This window comes from Streptomyces sp. ST2-7A (genome assembly GCF_021390475.1).
In the GTDB taxonomy this organism is placed as follows: Bacteria; Actinomycetota; Actinomycetes; order Streptomycetales; family Streptomycetaceae; genus Streptomyces.
The window spans coordinates 20,857-38,780 of the sequence record NZ_JAJUWS010000001.1 but is presented as its reverse complement, the minus strand read 5'-3'; the positions used below and the strand labels follow the sequence as shown (position 1 = coordinate 38,780).

At 72.7% G+C, this 17,924-nt stretch carries 13 protein-coding genes; 7 read left to right on the top strand and 6 right to left on the bottom strand.

Annotated elements, in window-relative coordinates; translation table 11 throughout:
• Positions 1–249 precede the first annotated feature (249 nt).
• From LZF96_RS00150 to LZF96_RS00125, 6 genes are all read right to left on the bottom strand, one after another.
• Positions 250–1,749, bottom strand: a complete 1,500-nt coding sequence (locus tag LZF96_RS00150; RefSeq protein WP_233864916.1) for a Fic family protein — start codon at positions 1,747–1,749, stop codon at positions 250–252.
• Between the two features lie 137 nt (positions 1,750–1,886).
• The gene (locus tag LZF96_RS00145) at positions 1,887–2,660 is read right to left on the bottom strand and encodes a succinate dehydrogenase iron-sulfur subunit (RefSeq protein ID WP_233864384.1); all 774 of its coding nucleotides are present in this window, start codon (positions 2,658–2,660) and stop codon (positions 1,887–1,889) included.
• Positions 2,660–4,414, bottom strand: a complete 1,755-nt coding sequence (gene sdhA, locus LZF96_RS00140; protein ID WP_233864382.1) for a succinate dehydrogenase flavoprotein subunit — start codon at positions 4,412–4,414, stop codon at positions 2,660–2,662. Before sdhA ends, LZF96_RS00145 begins: the two co-directional genes overlap by 1 nt.
• Before the next feature lie 22 nt (positions 4,415–4,436).
• On the bottom strand, positions 4,437–4,916 hold the full coding sequence (locus LZF96_RS00135) for a succinate dehydrogenase hydrophobic membrane anchor subunit (protein WP_233864379.1): 480 nt from the start codon (positions 4,914–4,916) through the stop codon (positions 4,437–4,439).
• Positions 4,917–4,922: 6 nt separating this feature from the next.
• Entirely contained in the window at positions 4,923–5,303 is a 381-nt protein-coding gene (gene sdhC / locus LZF96_RS00130) for a succinate dehydrogenase, cytochrome b556 subunit (RefSeq protein WP_308294117.1), read from the bottom strand.
• Positions 5,304–5,451: 148 nt separating this feature from the next.
• Positions 5,452–6,222, bottom strand: a complete 771-nt coding sequence (locus tag LZF96_RS00125) for a 2-oxo-4-hydroxy-4-carboxy-5-ureidoimidazoline decarboxylase (RefSeq protein WP_233864376.1) — start codon at positions 6,220–6,222, stop codon at positions 5,452–5,454.
• An 841-nt stretch (positions 6,223–7,063) separates the two neighbouring features.
• On the opposite strand from LZF96_RS00125, the gene LZF96_RS00120 reads away from it, so the two are divergent.
• From LZF96_RS00120 to LZF96_RS00090, 7 genes are all read left to right on the top strand, one after another.
• Complete coding sequence (locus LZF96_RS00120) at positions 7,064–7,834, top strand: RNA polymerase sigma factor (RefSeq protein WP_233864373.1); 771 nt, start codon at positions 7,064–7,066, stop codon at positions 7,832–7,834.
• Positions 7,835–8,211: 377 nt separating this feature from the next.
• Positions 8,212–9,795 carry a methylmalonyl-CoA mutase gene (locus tag LZF96_RS00115; protein ID WP_233864371.1) on the top strand — a complete coding sequence of 528 codons (1,584 nt, stop codon included), beginning with the start codon at positions 8,212–8,214 and terminating at the stop codon, positions 9,793–9,795.
• Positions 9,796–10,397: 602 nt separating this feature from the next.
• Positions 10,398–11,798 carry a DUF6716 putative glycosyltransferase gene (locus tag LZF96_RS00110; protein WP_233864361.1) on the top strand — a complete coding sequence of 467 codons (1,401 nt, stop codon included), beginning with the start codon at positions 10,398–10,400 and terminating at the stop codon, positions 11,796–11,798.
• A 98-nt stretch (positions 11,799–11,896) separates the two neighbouring features.
• Positions 11,897–13,156, top strand: coding sequence for an acylneuraminate cytidylyltransferase (locus LZF96_RS00105; RefSeq protein WP_233864358.1), 1,260 nt, complete (start codon positions 11,897–11,899; stop codon positions 13,154–13,156).
• Entirely contained in the window at positions 13,153–14,115 is a 963-nt protein-coding gene (locus LZF96_RS00100; RefSeq protein ID WP_233864355.1) for an N-acetylneuraminate synthase family protein, read from the top strand. Before LZF96_RS00105 ends, LZF96_RS00100 begins: the two co-directional genes overlap by 4 nt.
• Positions 14,116–14,821: 706 nt before the next feature.
• Positions 14,822–15,991, top strand: a complete 1,170-nt coding sequence (locus LZF96_RS00095) for a hypothetical protein (RefSeq protein ID WP_374203055.1) — start codon at positions 14,822–14,824, stop codon at positions 15,989–15,991.
• Between the two features lie 545 nt (positions 15,992–16,536).
• Complete coding sequence (locus tag LZF96_RS00090; RefSeq protein WP_233864353.1) at positions 16,537–17,748, top strand: amidohydrolase; 1,212 nt, start codon at positions 16,537–16,539, stop codon at positions 17,746–17,748.
• Positions 17,749–17,924 lie beyond the last annotated feature (176 nt).

Sequence of the window (17,924 nt, the reverse complement as noted above, 5' to 3'; positions counted from 1 at the left end):
GGCCGGCCGCCGCGCTCGTGTTCCGGGTGGCGGCCGCCGCCGGGGCCGTGGTGGCCGTGACGGTGGTGATCACGACGATCGTCGGGGATTCGGCCCTGCTTCGGCCGATGCCCTGACCCCATCTGCTCGCACGCTCGCTGGATGCGGCCACACCGCCGGTGGCGATCCTCGCTCTGCCCGTGGCGGTCGTCCTCGCGACGGTGGTGGTGCGCCGCTCCGCCGGACGGCGGGAAACGGGACACCGGCGACTCAGCCGAGGCCGGAGGTGAACTTGTGCAGCGAGGCCGCCAAGGTGGTGTCCAGTACGGCTTCCACGTTCTCCCAGTGGGTTTCGGGGGTGTCCGTGTAGATCCAGGTGACCGTCTCGGTGGGGGTCGAGACGACGACGGTGTCAGCTTCCTGGTGGGGACTCTGACAGGTGGCGTCCCCGCCCAGGCTCTCGGCGTACACCGTCAACGCGAGTACACCCGTCTCGCCTTGTCCCACCTTCTGCAGGAAGACCAGATAACGCAGTTCCTGCCCCAGCGCCACGAGACGGAGCCTCGTCCACCAGGCTCCGTCGTGGAGGTTCGTGAAGAAGTCAACGCTCCGGGCCGCCCGGATCATCTGCCACCGCCAGTACCGGGCACGTTCGTCCGGAGGGGCGGCGCTCTTGACGGAGGCGAAGGACTGCGGGTCGATGCCGTCCTTCAACATGGTGTCGAACTGACGGGCCATGTCGCCGAGCCACGTCTCGATCTTCTCCTGGACCGACCCGGCCAGGTCGGCAACCCGACGTGCCCGCTCCATGGCCCCGGTTTCCGATTGCAGACCCCGTAGGCGCTCGATGCCCGCTCCGAGAACGGCTAGGGCCCCTTCGGCGGCGGCCATGGTCTCGGCGCCGGTGAGGGGCCGTTCCAGTTCGCTGCGCAGGGCGACGATCTCCAACTCCGCGAAGAACCGGATCAGCGGACGGAGGTCCCCCTCATTGGCGCGGTCCAGGCAGGTGAGGTAGCGATCCCGTTCACGGCGGTCCACCACCAAGGGGGCCATGTCGCACTTCAACAGACCCAGCAGGGTCAGGCAACGGGCGACCCGACCGTTCCCGTCCTCGAAGGGGTGAATGCGCACGAAACGGTGATGCAACCAGGCCGCCCGCACCAGGGGATCGACACCCTCCATGGACCGGTGGAGTTCCACCAGGGTGTCCATTTGGGCGGCGACGTGCTCCGGCGGGGTGTACTCCAGTCGGGATCCGTCCGAGCGGGTGACGTGGTTCGGTTGGGTCTTCCACTCACCGTGGTGGAGCGTGGCCCGGAAGACGATGCCGTTCGGCCCGGTGGCGGTATAGGTGGGTTGAAGCCGGGTCAATGCGACGTGTAGTTCGCGAATGAGGGAGATGGACACCTCGCGGCCCTGACGGGCGGCTTCGCACAGGAATTCCAGGGCGTCGTACTGCGACCGGATGATGTCGAGAACATCCTCCGACACGCTCCCGTCCGAGCCCCGAGCCACGGCGTCCGCCGTCAGCCCCTCGGCGACCAGTGCCTCGGTGACGCCCCAATCGACGTCGTAGAGGCGCTCGATGATTCCCGTTTCCACCGCATGACGCCGCAGGGAACGACGACGGGCCTCGCGAAAGGCGGCGTCGTTGATGCTCACCACCGCTTTCCACGCGCGTTGCAGGGAACGCACCGAATCGAGGACGGAGGTGAGATCACCGTTGAGGCGCGGGAGGGGATCAACATCCGCCCACGGCATATCGGACATCGGCACGTCAACAGCGTAGCCGTACCCGGCGAACACTTTTCACCGTTACCGGTCGGTACGCCCCCCGAACGGCCGGAGGGCCGGGCCGCGCGGGTGCGCGGGCCGGCCCTCCGGTGGGGGTGCTCCCCGAAAGCGGATCAGAAGCGGCGGGTGATGATCGCCCGCTTGACCTCCTGGATCGCCTTGGTGACCTCGATGCCGCGCGGGCAGGCCTCCGTGCAGTTGAAGGTGGTGCGGCAACGCCACACGCCTTCCTTCTCGTTGAGGATCTCCAACCGCTGCTCCCCGCCCTCGTCGCGCGAGTCGAAGATGAAGCGGTGGGCGTTGACGATCGCCGCCGGGCCGAAGTACTGGCCGTCGTTCCAGAACACCGGGCACGAGGAGGTGCACGCGGCGCACAGGATGCACTTGGTGGTGTCGTCGAACCGCTCGCGGTCCTCGGAGGACTGCCGGCGCTCGCGCGTCGGCTCGTTGCCGCTGGTGATCAGGAACGGCATCACGTCGCGGTAGGCCTGGAAGAACGGCTCCATGTCCACCACGAGGTCCTTGAGGACCGTCAGGCCCTTGATCGGCTCCACCGTGATCGGCTTGGCCGGGTTCAGGTCCTTGATCAGCGTCTTGCACGCCAGCCGGTTGCGGCCGTTGATGCGCATCGCGTCGGAGCCGCAGATGCCGTGCGCGCAGGAGCGCCGGAAGGTGAGGGTGCCGTCCTCCTCCCACTTGATCTGGTGGAGGGCGTCCAGGACCCGTTCCTTGGGATCGATGTCGATCCGGAAGTCCTGCCACGTGACCTCGGCCGAGACCTCGGGGTTGAAGCGGCGCAGGCGGAAGGTGACGGAGATCTTCTGGAAGGCGGCCGAACCCCCGTCGGGGGCGCCGGTCGCCTCCTTCTCCACGGTCGCGGTGCTCATCAGTACTTGCGCTCCATCGGCTGGTAGCGGGTCTGGACGACCGGCTTGTAGTCCAGCCGGATCGATTCGTTGCCCTCGGAGTCCACCTCGCGGTACGCCATGGTGTGCCGCATGAAGTTGACGTCGTCCCGGTCGGGGTGGTCCTCACGGTAGTGGCCGCCGCGCGACTCCTTGCGGGCCAGCGCGGAGACGACCAGCACCTCCGCCAGCTCGAGCAGGTTGCCCAGCTCCAGGGCCTCCAGCAGGTCGGTGTTGAAGCGCCGGCCCTTGTCCTGCACCGACACGTTCTTGTACCGGGCGCGCAGCTCGACGATGTCCTCGCGGGCCTGCTTGAGGGTCTGCTCGGTGCGGAACACCATGGCGTTCCGGTCCATCGTCTCCTGGAGTTCGCGGCGGATCGCCGCCACGCTCTCGCCGCCGGCGGCGTCCCGCATCCGGGAGACCTCGTCGGCGACGAACCTCTCCGGGGCCTCCGGCAGTTCGACGAAGTCGGCGGTCGCCGCGTACTCGGCGGCGGCGATGCCGGCCCGGCGGCCGAAGACGTTGATGTCGAGCAGGGAGTTGGTGCCCAGGCGGTTGGCGCCGTGCACCGACACGCACGCGACCTCGCCGGCGGCGTACAGGCCGGGGACGATGTCGGTGTTGTTGATCAGCACCTCGCCCTTGACGTTGGTCGGGATGCCGCCCATGGCGTAGTGCGCGGTGGGCTGGATCGGGATCGGGTCCGTGTAGGGCTCGATGCCGAGGTAGGTGCGCGCGAACTCGGTGATGTCCGGGAGCTTGGCGTCCAGCTGCTCCGGCGGCAGGTGGGTCAGGTCCAGGTACACGTGGTCGGCGTCGGGGCCGCAGCCGCGACCCTCGCGGATCTCGGTGTAGATGGACCGGGAGACCATGTCGCGCGGGGCGAGGTCCTTGATGGTCGGCGCGTAGCGCTCCATGAAGCGCTCGCCGTCCTTGTTGCGGAGGATGCCGCCCTCGCCGCGGGCGCCCTCGGTGAGGAGGATGCCCATCTTCCAGATGCCGGTCGGGTGGAACTGGAAGAACTCCATGTCCTCCAGCGGCAGCCCGCGGCGGAACGCGGCGGCCTGGCCGTCACCGGTGAGGGTGTGGGCGTTGGAGGACACCTTGTAGAACTTGCCGGTGCCGCCGGAGGCGAAGACGATCGCCTTGGCCTGGAAGACGTGCAGCTCGCCGGTGGCCAGCTCCAACGCGACCACGCCGGCGGCCCTCTTGACCCCGTCGACCTCGTTGAGCAGCAGGTCCAGGACGTAGAACTCGTTGTAGAACTCCACGCCCTCCTTGACGCAGTTCTGGTACAGCGTCTGGAGGATCATGTGACCGGTGCGGTCCGCGGCGTAGCAGGAGCGGCGCACGGCCGCCTCGCCGTGGTTGCGGGTGTGGCCGCCGAAGCGGCGCTGGTCGATGGTGCCCTCGGGGGTCCGGTTGAAGGGCAGGCCCATCTTCTCCAGGTCGAGGACGGAGTCGATGGCCTCCTTGGCCAGGATCTCCGCGGCGTCCTGGTCGACCAGGTAGTCACCGCCCTTGACGGTGTCGAAGGTGTGCCACTCCCAGTTGTCCTCCTCGACGTTGGCCAGGGCGGCGGCCATGCCGCCCTGTGCCGCGCCGGTGTGGGAACGGGTGGGGTAGAGCTTGGTCAGCACGGCCGTGCGGCTGCGCTTGGTGGCCTCGATGGCCGCCCGCATCCCGGCGCCGCCGGCGCCGACGATGACGGTGTCGTACTTGTGTGTCTGCATGAGTCTCGTCAGCCCCGGTGCGTCAGCGGATGTTCGGGTCGAAGGTGAAGATCACCAGCGTGCCCAGGAGGATGGTGAAGACGGTCGCCGTGTAGAGCAGCATCTTCAGCCAGAAGCGGGTGTTGTCCCGCTGGGCGTAGTCGTTGATGATCGTCCGCAGCCCGTTGGCTCCGTGCAGCATGGCCAGCCACAGCATCAGCAGGTCCCAGACCTGCCAGAACGGGGAGGCCCAGCGGCCGGCGACGAACGCGAAGCTGACCTTGCTCACGCCACCGTCCAGCACCAGCTGGATCAGCAGGTGACCGAGCACCAGGAAGACCAGCAGGATGCCGGAGAGCCGCATGAACAGCCAGCCGTGCAGTTCGAAGTTGGTGCGGGTGGAACGTGGGGAACGCCCGGTGCGCGTCCGGGGGGCCTCGATGACCGGGGCCGGGTTGTCGGGGCCGATCGGACGCTCGCCGCCGGCCGTGCCGCTGTTCGCGGTGGTGGTTTCGGTGGACATTGTCGATCAGCTCCCGAACAGCTCGCGGAAGGCGTGACCCAACACGGGCCACGCGGCGCCGGCCATCAGCAGGCCCCAGACGGCCATGACGGTCCACAGCATCTGCTTCTGGAACCGGGCGCCCTTGCTCCAGAAGTCCACCGCCACGACCCGCAGGCCGTTCAGGGCGTGGAAGAGGACGGCGGCGACCAGGCCGTACTCCATGAAGGCGACGAGTGGCGTCTTGTAGACGGCGATGGTGTCGTCGTACGCCTCGGGGGAGACGCGGACGAGGGCGGTGTCGAGTACGTGGACGAACAGGAAGAAGAAGACGAGGACACCGGTGACTCGATGAGCCACCCATGACCACATGCCTTCCCGGCCGCGGTACAGCGTTCCAGCCGGCACGGAAAAACCCTCCGGGAGCGGATGTAGGGGCCTGCCGGCCGTTCCTGTTCCAGGTGAGGTCCGCGGGCCCGGCCGGAGACGGTCCACCGGCCGCCCGACATGGTATCGACGCGACCCGGGGCGACCGGGGCCGGGGGTGTGGATGCGATCAATTCGGCACCCGTCCGGGTTCGTCCACGCGCCGCGGGGCGTGCGCGGGGGCGCCCGGGCCGGCTCCGACGCCCCCGGGGACCGCCGTTTCCGACTCCCTGTCCGCACCCGTGTTCATCCCCGTGTTCACGACTGCGTCCGTGCCGGTCCCCGGGGCCGTCCCCCCGGCCAGGTGTTCCAGTCGGGCCCTCGTCAGGCGGCGCAATTGCTCGGCGGAGTCCTCACGCTCGGTCTCCGGGTCCCCGGACAGCCGGGTTCGCAGCGCGGTCAGCGTCAGGTCCAGCCATTCCTCGGGGCGCCGGGGATCCAGGTGCAGGACGAACCCGTGGCCGAAACATTCCTCGTAGGCGGTCAGCGCGGCGTGCAGGGCGGTGCGGGCCGCGCCCTCCGCGTCGGCGCCGACGCGGAGGGAGGCCGCGTCGCGGGGTTCGGCGGCCAGGGCCTCGGCCAGGTCGGCGGGGGTGAGGTCGTAGGAGGCCTCGTCGCCGGCGGCCAGCAGGGCCCCGAGGTCGCCGTAGGGCCGGTGCTCGGCCACCCGGCGAGCCCAGCGGCGGCTGCCGCAGCAGGGCAACAGGAGAGCCTCGGCGGTCGCCGTGTCGGCGGCGTTCAGCCGACGCAGGCCGGCGGTCGGGCCGGGCGTCGGGTCGGTGTCGGCGAGGGGCGGGGCGGATATTCCGGCGGATGCGGGGGCGGGGCCGGATATGCCGGTCGTGGCGACGGGCCGGGTGGGTGATGGTGGCGCTGCGTCGCGCTGGACCGGCAGGCGCATGGCTTCCTCGGGGCGACGGGGTCGGATGGGGTGGTTCGGTAGCCGCCGCGCGGCGGGTCGGATGGGGCGGGTCGGGTGGCGCCGTACGAGGGGGCGTGGCCGGAGGCGGACCGGTTGGGCGGGGCCGCTGGGGGACGAGGTTCGTACGACTGGGCGAATCCCCGGGGGGTGATACCCGTCACACCCCTGTTGTTCGGGCCATGGGGTCGTTGTCCCCCCGGGCACGATGTGTCGGCGTGGCGTGGCGTGGCGGGTGGGTCCCCCGGGTGGCGTCCTCCCATGACGCCGCGTGTCCGCGTGCCCCGGCGTTCCCCCGAACTCCGTTGTGGCGGGCGGCCACTGTAGCCCCGGCGGGAGTGGCCGGGGGAGGCGCCATACGGGTGGTCCGGCAATATCACCCGAAGGAATGAGGAGGGGGATCCGCCGGGGTCGTCCGGAGTGGGAGGCGGGGTGCGACCGGGGGAGGAGCCGGCCCGGACCGCGCGTTCGGGAGGGGGATGTTCGGCCGCAGGAGCCCGGGGCGGCGGGGGCCGCGGGGCGGGGTGGACAGCCGAGGCCGCCACCCCCCACAGGAGAGACCTCGGCTGCCGCCGGGCGCGAACCCCGCGGTGCTCACGCCCTTGTCTCCCTCTGCGCCGGCGCACGGATTTTCGTTACGGCGCGCCGGGGTCCGAGCGACCGGCGTGCCCCCGGCATGATCCCCGGCCCGGCCGGAGCGGGCCCCGGAGCCGGCTCCGGGGGGCCATGGACGCGCCGGCGGCTGTGGCGTAGCGTTCGGACTCCGGAGAGTGACGGCCGATGGTCCGGCGTCCCGCAGGGGGCCGCCGGGAGTGGGGGCGGGATGTACGGCTGGGTGGGGCGTGGTGGGAAAAACGCAGCGGTGGGGTCGGGTGGGGACGGCACAGCGCCGGGGTCGGGCGGGAACGGGGCCGGGAGAGGGGCGCCGGCCGGAGCGGACGCGGAGCTGACCGCCGCCGTGCTGGCGGCCCAGCGCGGCGACGAGCGGGCCTTCGGGCAGGTCTTCCGCGCGGTCCACCCCCGCCTGTTGGGCTACGTGCGCACCATCGTCGCCGAGTCCGACGCCGAGGACGTGACCGCCGAGGCCTGGTTGCACATATCCCGGGACCTGAAGCGGTTCCGGGGCGACGCGGATCGGTTCCGGGGCTGGACCAACCGGATCGCCCGCAACCGGGCGTTGGACCATTTGCGGGCGCGGGGACGGCGACCGGTGGAGCTGGTCGACGACACCTCGCTCATCGAGCGCCCCGGACCGGGTGACACCGCCGAGGAGGCCCTGGCGGCGGTGGGTACCGCGCGCACCTTCGCGCTGCTGGGCAGGTTGCCGCGCGAACAGGCCGAGGCGGTGGCGTTGCGGTCGGTGATGGGGCTGGACGCCCGGCGGGCGGCCGGGGTGCTGGGGAGTCGGCCGGGGGCCGTGCGCACCGCGACGCACCGGGGGTTACGCCGCCTCGCGGAATTGGTGGAATTGGTGGAACTGGTGGAGGAGGGGGCGGAGCCCCGCGTGCGGCCGGAGGCCCGGGTGCCGGAGGCGCGACGCGCGCCGGTTTCCGCCGTTACGGCGACGGTCGGGGTCGGCGCGTCCGGTCGGTAACGAATTCCCCCCGGCCGGCGCAGTAGGTGGTGAGGCCGACTGGTCATCGGCCGATCGGGTCCCCGGGGGTTCCCCCCGTACCCGCGGGGGCTCCGGCGCGGGCGGGGCCCATCCCCCTGGCTCCCGCCCGCGCCACCCACCCGCCCCGTGTCCGCCCCGCGCGTGCCGCGCCCGGCCACCCGGGTGATGATCGGATGAGCACGCCGCTCCTCTTCTGTGAGGGATCTCCCAACCGGAGCCCCTCCCTCCCACCGCGGTCCCCTCGCTACAGTCCGTCGCGAGACGCACAGGGATGATCAGGACGCAGGGCACGCGCGGCGCCGGGACGACGGGCGGCGCGGCGTGCGGAGACAGTCCACGGCGGGAGGCCACAGACCATGGCACGCGAGTCGGAATCCGGACAGCCCATCGAGCCGGTGTACGGACCGGAATCGCTCAAGGACTGGGACCCGGAGGAGAAGCTGGGGGAGCCCGGCGCCCACCCCTATACCCGGGGCGTCTACCCGAGCATGTACACCGGTCGGCCGTGGACGATGCGTCAGTACGCGGGCTTCGGCACGGCGGTGGAGTCCAACGCCCGGTACAAGCAGCTGATCGCCAACGGGACCATGGGTCTGTCGGTCGCCTTCGACCTCCCGACCCAGATGGGCCACGACTCCGACGCCCCGATCGCGCACGGCGAGGTCGGCAAGGTGGGCGTGGCCATCGACTCGATCGACGACATGCGGGTGCTGTTCGACGGCATCCCGCTGGACAAGGTCTCCACGTCGATGACGATCAACGCCCCCGCCGCCCTGCTGCTCCTGCTCTACCAGCTCGTGGCCGAGGAGCAGGGAGTGTCGGCGGAGAAGCTGACCGGCACCATCCAGAACGACGTGCTCAAGGAGTACATCGCCCGGGGCACATACATTTTCCCGCCCAAACCCTCGCTGCGGCTGATCGCCGACATCTTCAAGTACTGCCGGGCCGAGATCCCCAAGTGGAACACCATCTCCATCTCCGGCTACCACATGGCCGAGGCCGGGGCCACGCCCGCGCAGGAGATCGCCTTCACCCTCGCCGACGGCATCCAGTACGTGCGCACCGCCGTGGCCGCCGGCATGGACGTGGACGACTTCGCGCCGCGCCTGTCCTTCTTCTTCGTGGCCCGCACCACGATCCTGGAGGAGGTCGCCAAGTTCCGCGCCGCCCGCCGGATCTGGGCCCGGGTGATGAAGGAGGAGTTCGGCGCGAGGAACCCCAAATCGATGATGCTGCGCTTCCACACCCAGACCGCCGGCGTGCAACTGACCGCGCAGCAGCCGGAGATCAACCTGGTGCGGGTGGCGGTGCAGGGCCTGGCGGCGGTCTTCGGCGGCACCCAGTCGCTGCACACCAACTCCTACGACGAGGCCATCGCCCTGCCCACCGACAAGTCCGCCCGTCTGGCGCTGCGCACCCAGCAGGTACTGGCCTACGAGACGGACGTGACCGCCACCGTGGACCCCTTCGCGGGCTCGTACGTGGTGGAGTCGATGACCGACGCGGTGGAGGCGGCGGCGCTGGACCTCATGCGGCAGGTCGAGGATCGGGGCGGCGCGGTGGAGGCCATCGAGCAGGGCTTCCAGAAGTCGGAGATCGAGCGCACCGCCTACCGCATCGCCCGCGAGACCGATGCCGGTGAGCGCGTCGTGGTCGGCGTCAACCGGTTCCGGCTGGACGAGGAGGAGCCCTACGAGCCGCTGCGCGTGGACCCCACGATCGGGGCCCAGCAGGCCGAGCGGCTCGAGCGGCTGCGCGCCGAGCGCGACCAGGAGGCGGTGGACTCGGCGCTCGCGGCGCTGCGCGAGGCGGCGAGCGGCGAGAGCGACAACGTGTTGTACCCGATGCGCGAGGCGCTGCGCGCCCGGGCCACCGTCGGTGAGGTGTGCCACCTGCTGCGCGAGGTGTGGGGGGCGTACGTGCCCTCGGAGAACTTCTGAGGGTCTCCCGGCCGGCCCGGTGGCCCCGCGCGGCGATTCCGTCGCACGGGGCCACCGTTCGGTCGTCCCGGCTCCGGCCCGGGCCCCGGCGGGTGGGGTCCGGGGCGCGGGTCCCGGCGGCTCCGGTCCCCCCGACCGGGCCGGCGAGGACCGGGCGCGCGGCGTTCCCCTCATCGGTGACCGGACGGACCCCCTCGCCCTCCCGTGGCTCACCGGAGGCCGGCTCCCCGCCGGACTTCCCGGTCGCTCCCGCGTCACCCGGGTCGGCGCGGATCTTCATCGGGGACGCCCCCGGAAAGCGGCGTCACTTCACCTCCCGGCGCCACCGGGGTTCACCCCTGATGTGGAATCGGGTCACCGATACGCGGGAACGCACCGGGGAAATGTGGAGAAGGTGTGAAATGGCGCGGTCGCCCCCGGGTGTCGTTTCGGTGATAGGGGTCCGTCGCCCCTCGTGAACGTGTCCGCGAGGTGAACTGCCGGCGGATAACCGGTCGATTCCCGCTCCCACCTGGCCGGTTGGGTTTTCGGATGCCTGCTGTTCATTTTCCCTTGCCGGGGCGTTGTCCTTTTCCTTCGGAGGCGTGCCTAGCGTCCGGGACGTGCCCGAAACACCGAACGAATCGCCGCGCACGATCGTGCTGGCGGACTCCGACTCGCGGTGGAAATGGGGCGCGCTCACCGCACGGCGACTGATTCCGGAATCGGAGCCACAGGGGTTCCTGCTGCGGGGTCGCGCCACTCCCTCCGCCCGCCAACTCGCCGAGACCGGTGCCGCCACGACCGGCGCCCCGGCGGAGACCACCCTGGTGGATTTCATCCACCGGTTCGGCCGCCCCCCGGGCGCCGGAACCGCCGGGGGAACCGCCACCGGCGAGGCCGGCCCCGACGCAGTCGCGGCCCCCGGCACGGTCATCGTGCTCGCCTGCGTCGGCCACACCATCCAGGCCGCCCTGCACGGCCTCGCCCGGGCGGCCCGCGCCGGCGGCCCGCGTCCGGTCGTGGTGACCGGTTACGTCGGCGTCGTCTACGAGAAGCTCGCGCAGGGCCTGATGACCCGCCACGGCGCCGACCTGGTGCTGGCCAACAGCCCCCGGGACGCGGAGTTGTTCCGCGAGATCTACCGGGGCGCCGGAGCGGACGACGAGGCGGTCGTCACCTGCCCGCTGCCGTTCCTCGGCGGCACCCCGTACGACGCGGACGCCGTCGGGCGGGGCGACCGCCCCCACCGCGTGGTGTTCGCCGTCCAGCCCTCCGTGCCCGAGACCCGGGCCGAGCGGCTGTACCTGCTGAACCGCGCCGCCGGGCACGCCCGCCGGCGGCCGGAGCGCGAGGTGCTGATCAAGCTCCGCAGCCGCCCCGGTGAGCACACCACGCACATCGAGGCGCTGCCCTACCAGCGGCTGCTCAACCGGTTGGACGACCGCCCGACCAACCTCCACCTGCGCTACGGCCCCATGGCCGAGGTGCTGGACGGCACCGACCTGCTGGTCACCGTCAGCTCCACCGCCGCGCTGGAGGCGATGTCCCGGTCGATCCCCACCGCCGTGCTGACCGACCTCGGCATCCGTGAACCACTGGGCAACCACTGGTTCCTGGGCTCCGGCTGCCTCACCTCCTGGGACCGGATCGACGCCGACGACCTCCCCGCGCCCGACCCGGCGTGGCTGGTCTCACGCGGCGTGCGCCCCACCGACCCCGACGACCCGACGGAGGGCTGGGGCGAAGCCCGGGCCCGCCTGACGGGCCTGCTCGACCGCGCCCGCGACCTCGCCCCGGGCGCGCCGTACTACACCGTCCGCACCGCCCCCGGCCACCTCCCCGGGCTGCTCGCCCGGCACGGCCTCGACCCCGAGGGCGCCCCGCTCCCCGGACGCGCCGCCCCCGCCGGCGGACCGCTCATCCGGGTCGTGCGCGGGCCCGCCAGGGGAGCCGCCCGGGGCGTCTACCGGCTCGCCGCGCAGCGCGTCGCGCCGATGATCCGCCGCTGGGGGCAGCTGTGACCGCCAACGAAACCCGTCCCGCCGCCGGGACTTCCGACACCCGTCCCCGGGCCGGTTCGGGGATCCCCGGCAGGACGACCGTCGAGAGGGTCTCCGAGATGCGTGCCAGGAGCACCGACGCGCCCACGGTGCTGGCCGTGATCCCCGCGCGCGGCGGATCCAAGGGCGTGCCGGGCAAGAACCTCGCCCCGGTCGGCGACCTGCCGCTGGTGGCCCGCGCCGTGCGCGCCTGCCGGGGCGCCCGGCTGGTCACCGCGACCGCCGTGTCCACCGACGACCCCGGTATCGCAGCCGCCGCCCGCGCGGCCGGCGCCGAGGTGATCGAGCGGCCCCCGACCATCTCCGGGGACACCGCCACCAGCGAGGCCGCCCTGCTGCACGCCCTGGACGCCTACGAGGAGCGGCACGAGACCACCGTGGACGTGGTGCTGCTGGTGCAGTGCACCAGTCCGTTCATCACCGCCCCGGAGGTGGACGGTGTCGCCTCCGCCGTCATCGACGGCGCCGACACCGCCCTGACCGTCGCGCCCTTCCACGGCTTCCTGTGGCGCGAGGCCGCCGCCCGTCCGGCCGGTGGCTCGGCCGGCGGCGGCGCCCACGGCGTCAACCACGACAAGGCGTACCGGCCGCGCCGCCAGGACCGACCGCTGGACCTGTTGGAGACCGGCACCGCCTACGCCATGCGCGCCGACGGCTTCCGCGCCGAGCGCCACCGCTTCTTCGGCCGCACCGAGCCGGTGCGCACCGACCCCGCCCGGGTTCTGGAGATCGACGACCCCCACGATCTGGCCCGCGCCCGGGCCCTGGCCCCGCTGCTGGACGGCACCGAGCCGTCCGCGCGCCCCGCACCGCCGCAGCCCGTGCGGGGCCGGCTGCCGAGCCGCGACGACATCGACGCGGTCGTACTCGACTTCGACGGCACCCAGACCGATGACCGGGTGTTCGTCGACTCCGACGGACGGGAGATGGTCGCCGTGCATCGCGGTGACGGCCTGGGCATCGCCGCCCTGCGCCGCGCCGGGCTGCCGCTCCTGATCCTGTCCACGGAACAGAACCCGGTCGTGGCCGCCCGGGCGCGCAAGTTGCGCGTCCCGGTGCTGCACGGCATCGACCGGAAGGACCTCGCCCTCAAGCAGTGGTGCGAGGAGCGGGCCGTCGCGCCGGAGCGGGTGCTCTACGTCGGCAACGACGTCAACGACCTGCCCTGTTTCGACCTGGTCGGTTGGCCCGTGGCCGTCGCCGACGCCCGGGACGCGGTGCTGGCCGCGGCCCGCACCGTCACCGCCGCCCCGGGTGGGGCCGGCGCGATCCGCGAGATCGCCTCGTGGATCCTCGGAAAGGAACTCATCCCGTCATGACCGCACACCTCTCCCCGGCCGCCCCCTCGAGCTCCCGGATCCGTACCCTCGGCGACCGCGAGGTGGGCCCGGGCCGCCCGGTCTACGTCACCGGTGAGATCGGCATCAACCACAACGGTGACCTGGAGAACGCCTTCGCGCTGATCGACGCCGCCGTCGAGGCGGGCTGCGACGCCGTGAAGTTCCAGAAGCGCACCCCGGAGATCTGCACCCCGCGCGACCAGTGGGACATCGAGCGGGACACCCCCTGGGGCCGGATGACCTACATCGACTACCGCCACCGTGTGGAGTTCGACGAGAACGACTACCGCGCCATCGACGAGTACTGCGCCAAGCGCGGCATCCACTGGTTCGCCTCGCCGTGGGACACCGAGGCCGTCGCCTTCCTGGAGAAGTTCGACGTCCCCGCCCACAAGGTGGCCTCCGCCTCGCTGACCGACGACGAGCTGCTGCGTGCCCTGCGCGCCACCGGCCGCACGATCATCCTCTCCACCGGCATGTCCACCCCGGCGCAGATCCGGCACGCGGTGGAGGTCCTGGGGAGCGGCAACATCCTGCTCTGCCACGCGACCAGCACCTACCCCGCCAAGGCGGACGAGCTGAACCTGCGGATGATCCACACCCTGCAGGCCGAGTACCCGAACGTCCCGATCGGCTACTCCGGTCACGAGACCGGCCTGCAGACCACTCTCGCGGCGGTCGCTCTGGGCGCCGTCTTCGTCGAGCGCCACATCACCCTGGACCGCGCGATGTGGGGTTCGGACCAGGCCGCCTCGGTGGAGCCGCAGGGCCTCACCCGCCTGGTGCGCGACATCCGCACCATCGAGGAGTCCCTGGGTGACGGCGTGAAGCGGGTCTACGAGAGCGAGCTGGGCCCGATGAAGAAGCTGCGTCGGGTCAAGGGCGAGGTCGCCGAGCGCGCCGAGAGCACCGCCGACGCCCAGCCGGCCGGCGTCTGATCCCGCAGGGCCTCCGAACCCACCGCCGGTCGCCGCGCCCGCGACGCCCGGCGGGGCGGGGGCCCCGGTCCCGGGGGACCGGGATCGGCGTGCGGGCGGACGGCGCGCGGCAGCGGGCGGGTCACCCCGCCCGACAGGGAGCGGGGGCGATGACGACGGGAGCGGGGACAGTGCAGCAGACGGCGCCGGCGGCGATACCGGAGCGGCCGGCGGGACACCGCGGGCCGGGCCCGCGGGAGCCGGATTCCCCGTGGCCGGGCATGCGCCGGCCGGGCACCCGGCGGTGGGGCTTGCACCGGTGGGACTCCCCGGGATCGGGCACCCGGCGGTGGGATGTCCGGGCGTCGGGCCCCTCGGGGTCGGGCACCCCCCGGTCGGATGCCCCCTCGTCGGATTCCCCGCGGTCGGGCACCCGGCGGTGGGGCATGCACCGGTGGGACTCCCCGGGGTCGGGAACGCATCGGTGGGATGTTCGGGTCTCGGACCCGTCGGGGTCGCGTACCCACCGGCCGGGCACCCGGCGGAGGGCGGCCCGGTGACGGCCGGCCCCGGCGTGTCCCCCGCGCCCGACGCCCCCGAGCCCGCGCCGGTTCCCGCCGCCCCACCGGGCGGCGGGCCGCCGGTTCCCGAACCGCTCGGCGCCGGCCCCCTTCCGGGGGCCGTTCCGCCGGTGCCCGCCCCCGCCCCCGGCGGATACGCCGTGCCGGTGGGGCGGTCCGCGCCGACCGGGGGCACCCTGGCGTTGATCGAGAGCCCCGTCCAACTGCTCAACACATTGGAGTGGACCCGGGCCCGGGGCGCCGGCGCCGCCGGTACCGCGCTGCTGGTGCTGCCGCCCCGGCAGGCCGGGGGGCGGGGCCAGTTGCGACGCATGGCCGAGTTGGCCCGTGACGCCGGTCACCCCGTCCACTGGCGCGAGGTGCGACCCGGTCCCTCCGGGCTGCGCGGTTTGACCGCCCTGGTTCCACGCGTCCGACGCGCCTCCCACCTGGTGATCGGCGACCCCTTCTCGCGCCGGATGCAGCTGCTGCTCTCCATGGCCGGCCCCGAGCGGGTGACGGTCGTCGACGACGGCACCGCGACCCTGGAGTTCCTGGCCCAGATGGCCCGGGGGGAGCGTCTGGTGCGCTGGCACCGCCGCCCGCCGAGCGGGCTGCGGGCCGCGCTCTTCGGCCCGATCGCGGGGCGCGCGGTGAGTCGCCTGGTGCCGGGGCCCGACCGCCGGGTGGAGGTCTTCACGGCGATGCCGGTGGGGGTGCCCGCGCCCCCGGCGGAGCTCGGCGGACCCCTCGCGGCCGGGGATCCGGCCGGGCCGGCGGGGGAGGTGCCGGTGGGTCCGGCGGGAGCCGGGCTGCCCCCCGGTTTGGAGATCACGCGCAACCGGCTGGAGTGGACCCGCTCCGCCTTCGGTCCGCCCGCCGTCCAGGAGGGCGCCGACCTGGTGGGCACCTCCCTGGTGGAGACCGGGGTGGTGCGCGAGGACCGCTACCTGGCGGGCGTCGCCGAACTGGCGGCCCGCCACGACGTGCGGCGCTACTTCGCCCACCGGCGCGAGAGTCCGGAGAAGCTGCGCCGGATCGCCGCCGACTCGGGGTTGGAGATCGTGCGCCCGGACCTGCCACTGGAGTTGGTGGCCCGGCGCGGGCCGATCGCCCGGCGGGTGCTCAGCTTCCCGTCCACCGTGGTGCACACCCTGCCGCCGGTGCTCGCCGGCACCGGGGCGGCGGTGACGGCGTGCCCGATCCCCGCCGAGTGGCTGAGCGCGGGGGTCACCGAGCGGGCGGGGCGTTTCCTCGCCTCGGTGGTGGAATCCGCGCCGGCGGGGGACCGGCCGGACGGCGGAGCGGAATCCGGGGGGACCGACTCCGCCGCGTGACGACCTCCGGCCCGACGCGGGAGGTTCCGGAACCGGCCCCGGGGGCGACGGACCACCGGTCGGTCGGTACAGGCACCGACACGCCGGGCCCGGTGGAGGGGACGTTCGGTCCCGAAAAGGCCCGGACCTCCTCTTCCGTCCCCGGTGACGCACGTCTCATTCGGTGGACTCGCGAGAAGCCGGAAGGCATACCCCTTAATCTTGAGAGGTATGCACGTCCCTGTCGATCAATTGTCCTCCCATCGGGTGAATGCGTCGTGACCGCCGGGAAGTTGGACGCGGCCGACGTTACCCTCGGTGAGATGGCCCACATCCTCTCCCCGAGCCCCCCGAGTCACCCGGGCGGTCCCTCCGGGGCGCCGACACGTGCGGCCGAGGCCGCTTCCGACGGCTCCCTCGACGGTTCGCCCGGAGCCCCCGGTTTCCGGGCCGTGCCCGCCGACGCCCCGGGCGTCCCCGGCCCGGCCGACGGCACGGCACCCGTGACCGACCCCGCGCCGCCCGCCCCGCGCGGCGGAGGGGGCCCGGTTCCCCTCCCCGGTACGGTGCCCGCGGAGCTGGCGGACGAGCTGGTGGCCATCCGCCGCGACATCCACATGCACCCCGAACTGGGCAACCACGAGATCCGCACCACCGGCCTGGTCCGCGAACGACTGGAACGCGAGGGCCTGAAGCCCCGTCTTCTGCCCGGCGGCACCGGCCTGATCTGCGACATCCTCCCCGTCTCGAGCGGTGGCCCCGGCGGAACGGGAGAGGCCCGGCCGGAGGGGAGCCGTCCGATGCTGGCGCTCCGCGCCGACCTGGACGCCCTCCCGATCCCCGACACCAAGTCGGTCGCCTACCGCTCCACGATCCCCGGCCGCGCGCACGCCTGTGGGCACGACGTGCACACCACGATCGTGCTCGGCGCCGGCATCGTGCTCGCCCGGATGGCCCGACGCGGGCTGCTGCCCCACCCGGTGCGGCTGCTCTTCCAGCCGGCCGAGGAGGTGCTGCCCGGCGGCGCGCAGGACGCGCTGGAGGCGGGTGTGCTGGAGGGCGTGGGCCGGATCCTCGCCGTGCACTGCGATCCGAGGGTGGAGACCGGTCGCATCGGCCTGCGCACCGGCCCGATCACCTCGGCCTGCGACCGGCTGGAGATCTCCCTCTCCGGACCCGGTGGCCACACCGCCCGTCCGCACCTGACCACCGACCTGGTCACGGCGGCGGCGCGGCTGGTGACCGACGTGCCGGCGCTGCTGGCCCGCAGGGTGGACACCCGGGCCGGTCTCGCGCTGACCTGGGGCCGGTTGCAGACCGGCCACGCCCCCAACGTCATCCCGCAGGTCGCCGAACTGTCCGGCACCATCCGCTGCCTGGACATCGACGCCTGGCGGGAGGCGCCCGACCTGGTGCACGCCGCGGTGGACGAGGTGGCGGGGATGTACCGCGCCAAGTCCGAGCTGCGCTACTTCCGGGGCGTCCCACCGGTGGTCAACGAGCCCGGTTCCTCGGCCCTGTTGGGGGAGGCGATGGCGGTCCGCCTCGGAGCGGGCTCGGTCGAGCCGACCGAGCAGAGCCTGGGCGGCGAGGACTTCTCCTGGTACCTGGAGCACGTGCCCGGCGCGATGGCCCGGCTGGGGGTGCGTCCGCCCGGCGAGGCGGGGGCCGTCCCGCACGACATCCATCAGGGTGATTTCGACGTGGACGAGAACGCCATCACGGTGGGTGTCGAACTGTTCACGGCGGCCGTCATACTCGACGCCGAGGAACGCTGATCCTCCCCCCGGCTTCCTCCGGGCTCCGGTCGTGCGCCTGTGGCCTGCGACGATGCCGCATCCAGTACGCCGGGTGCGGCATCGTTCGCTTGCGGTGAGGGCACCGTTCGGCCGCTCTCGTGTTGCGGTCGCATTGCGTTCACGACGATCTGATAACGGGAATCCATCCTCCCGTC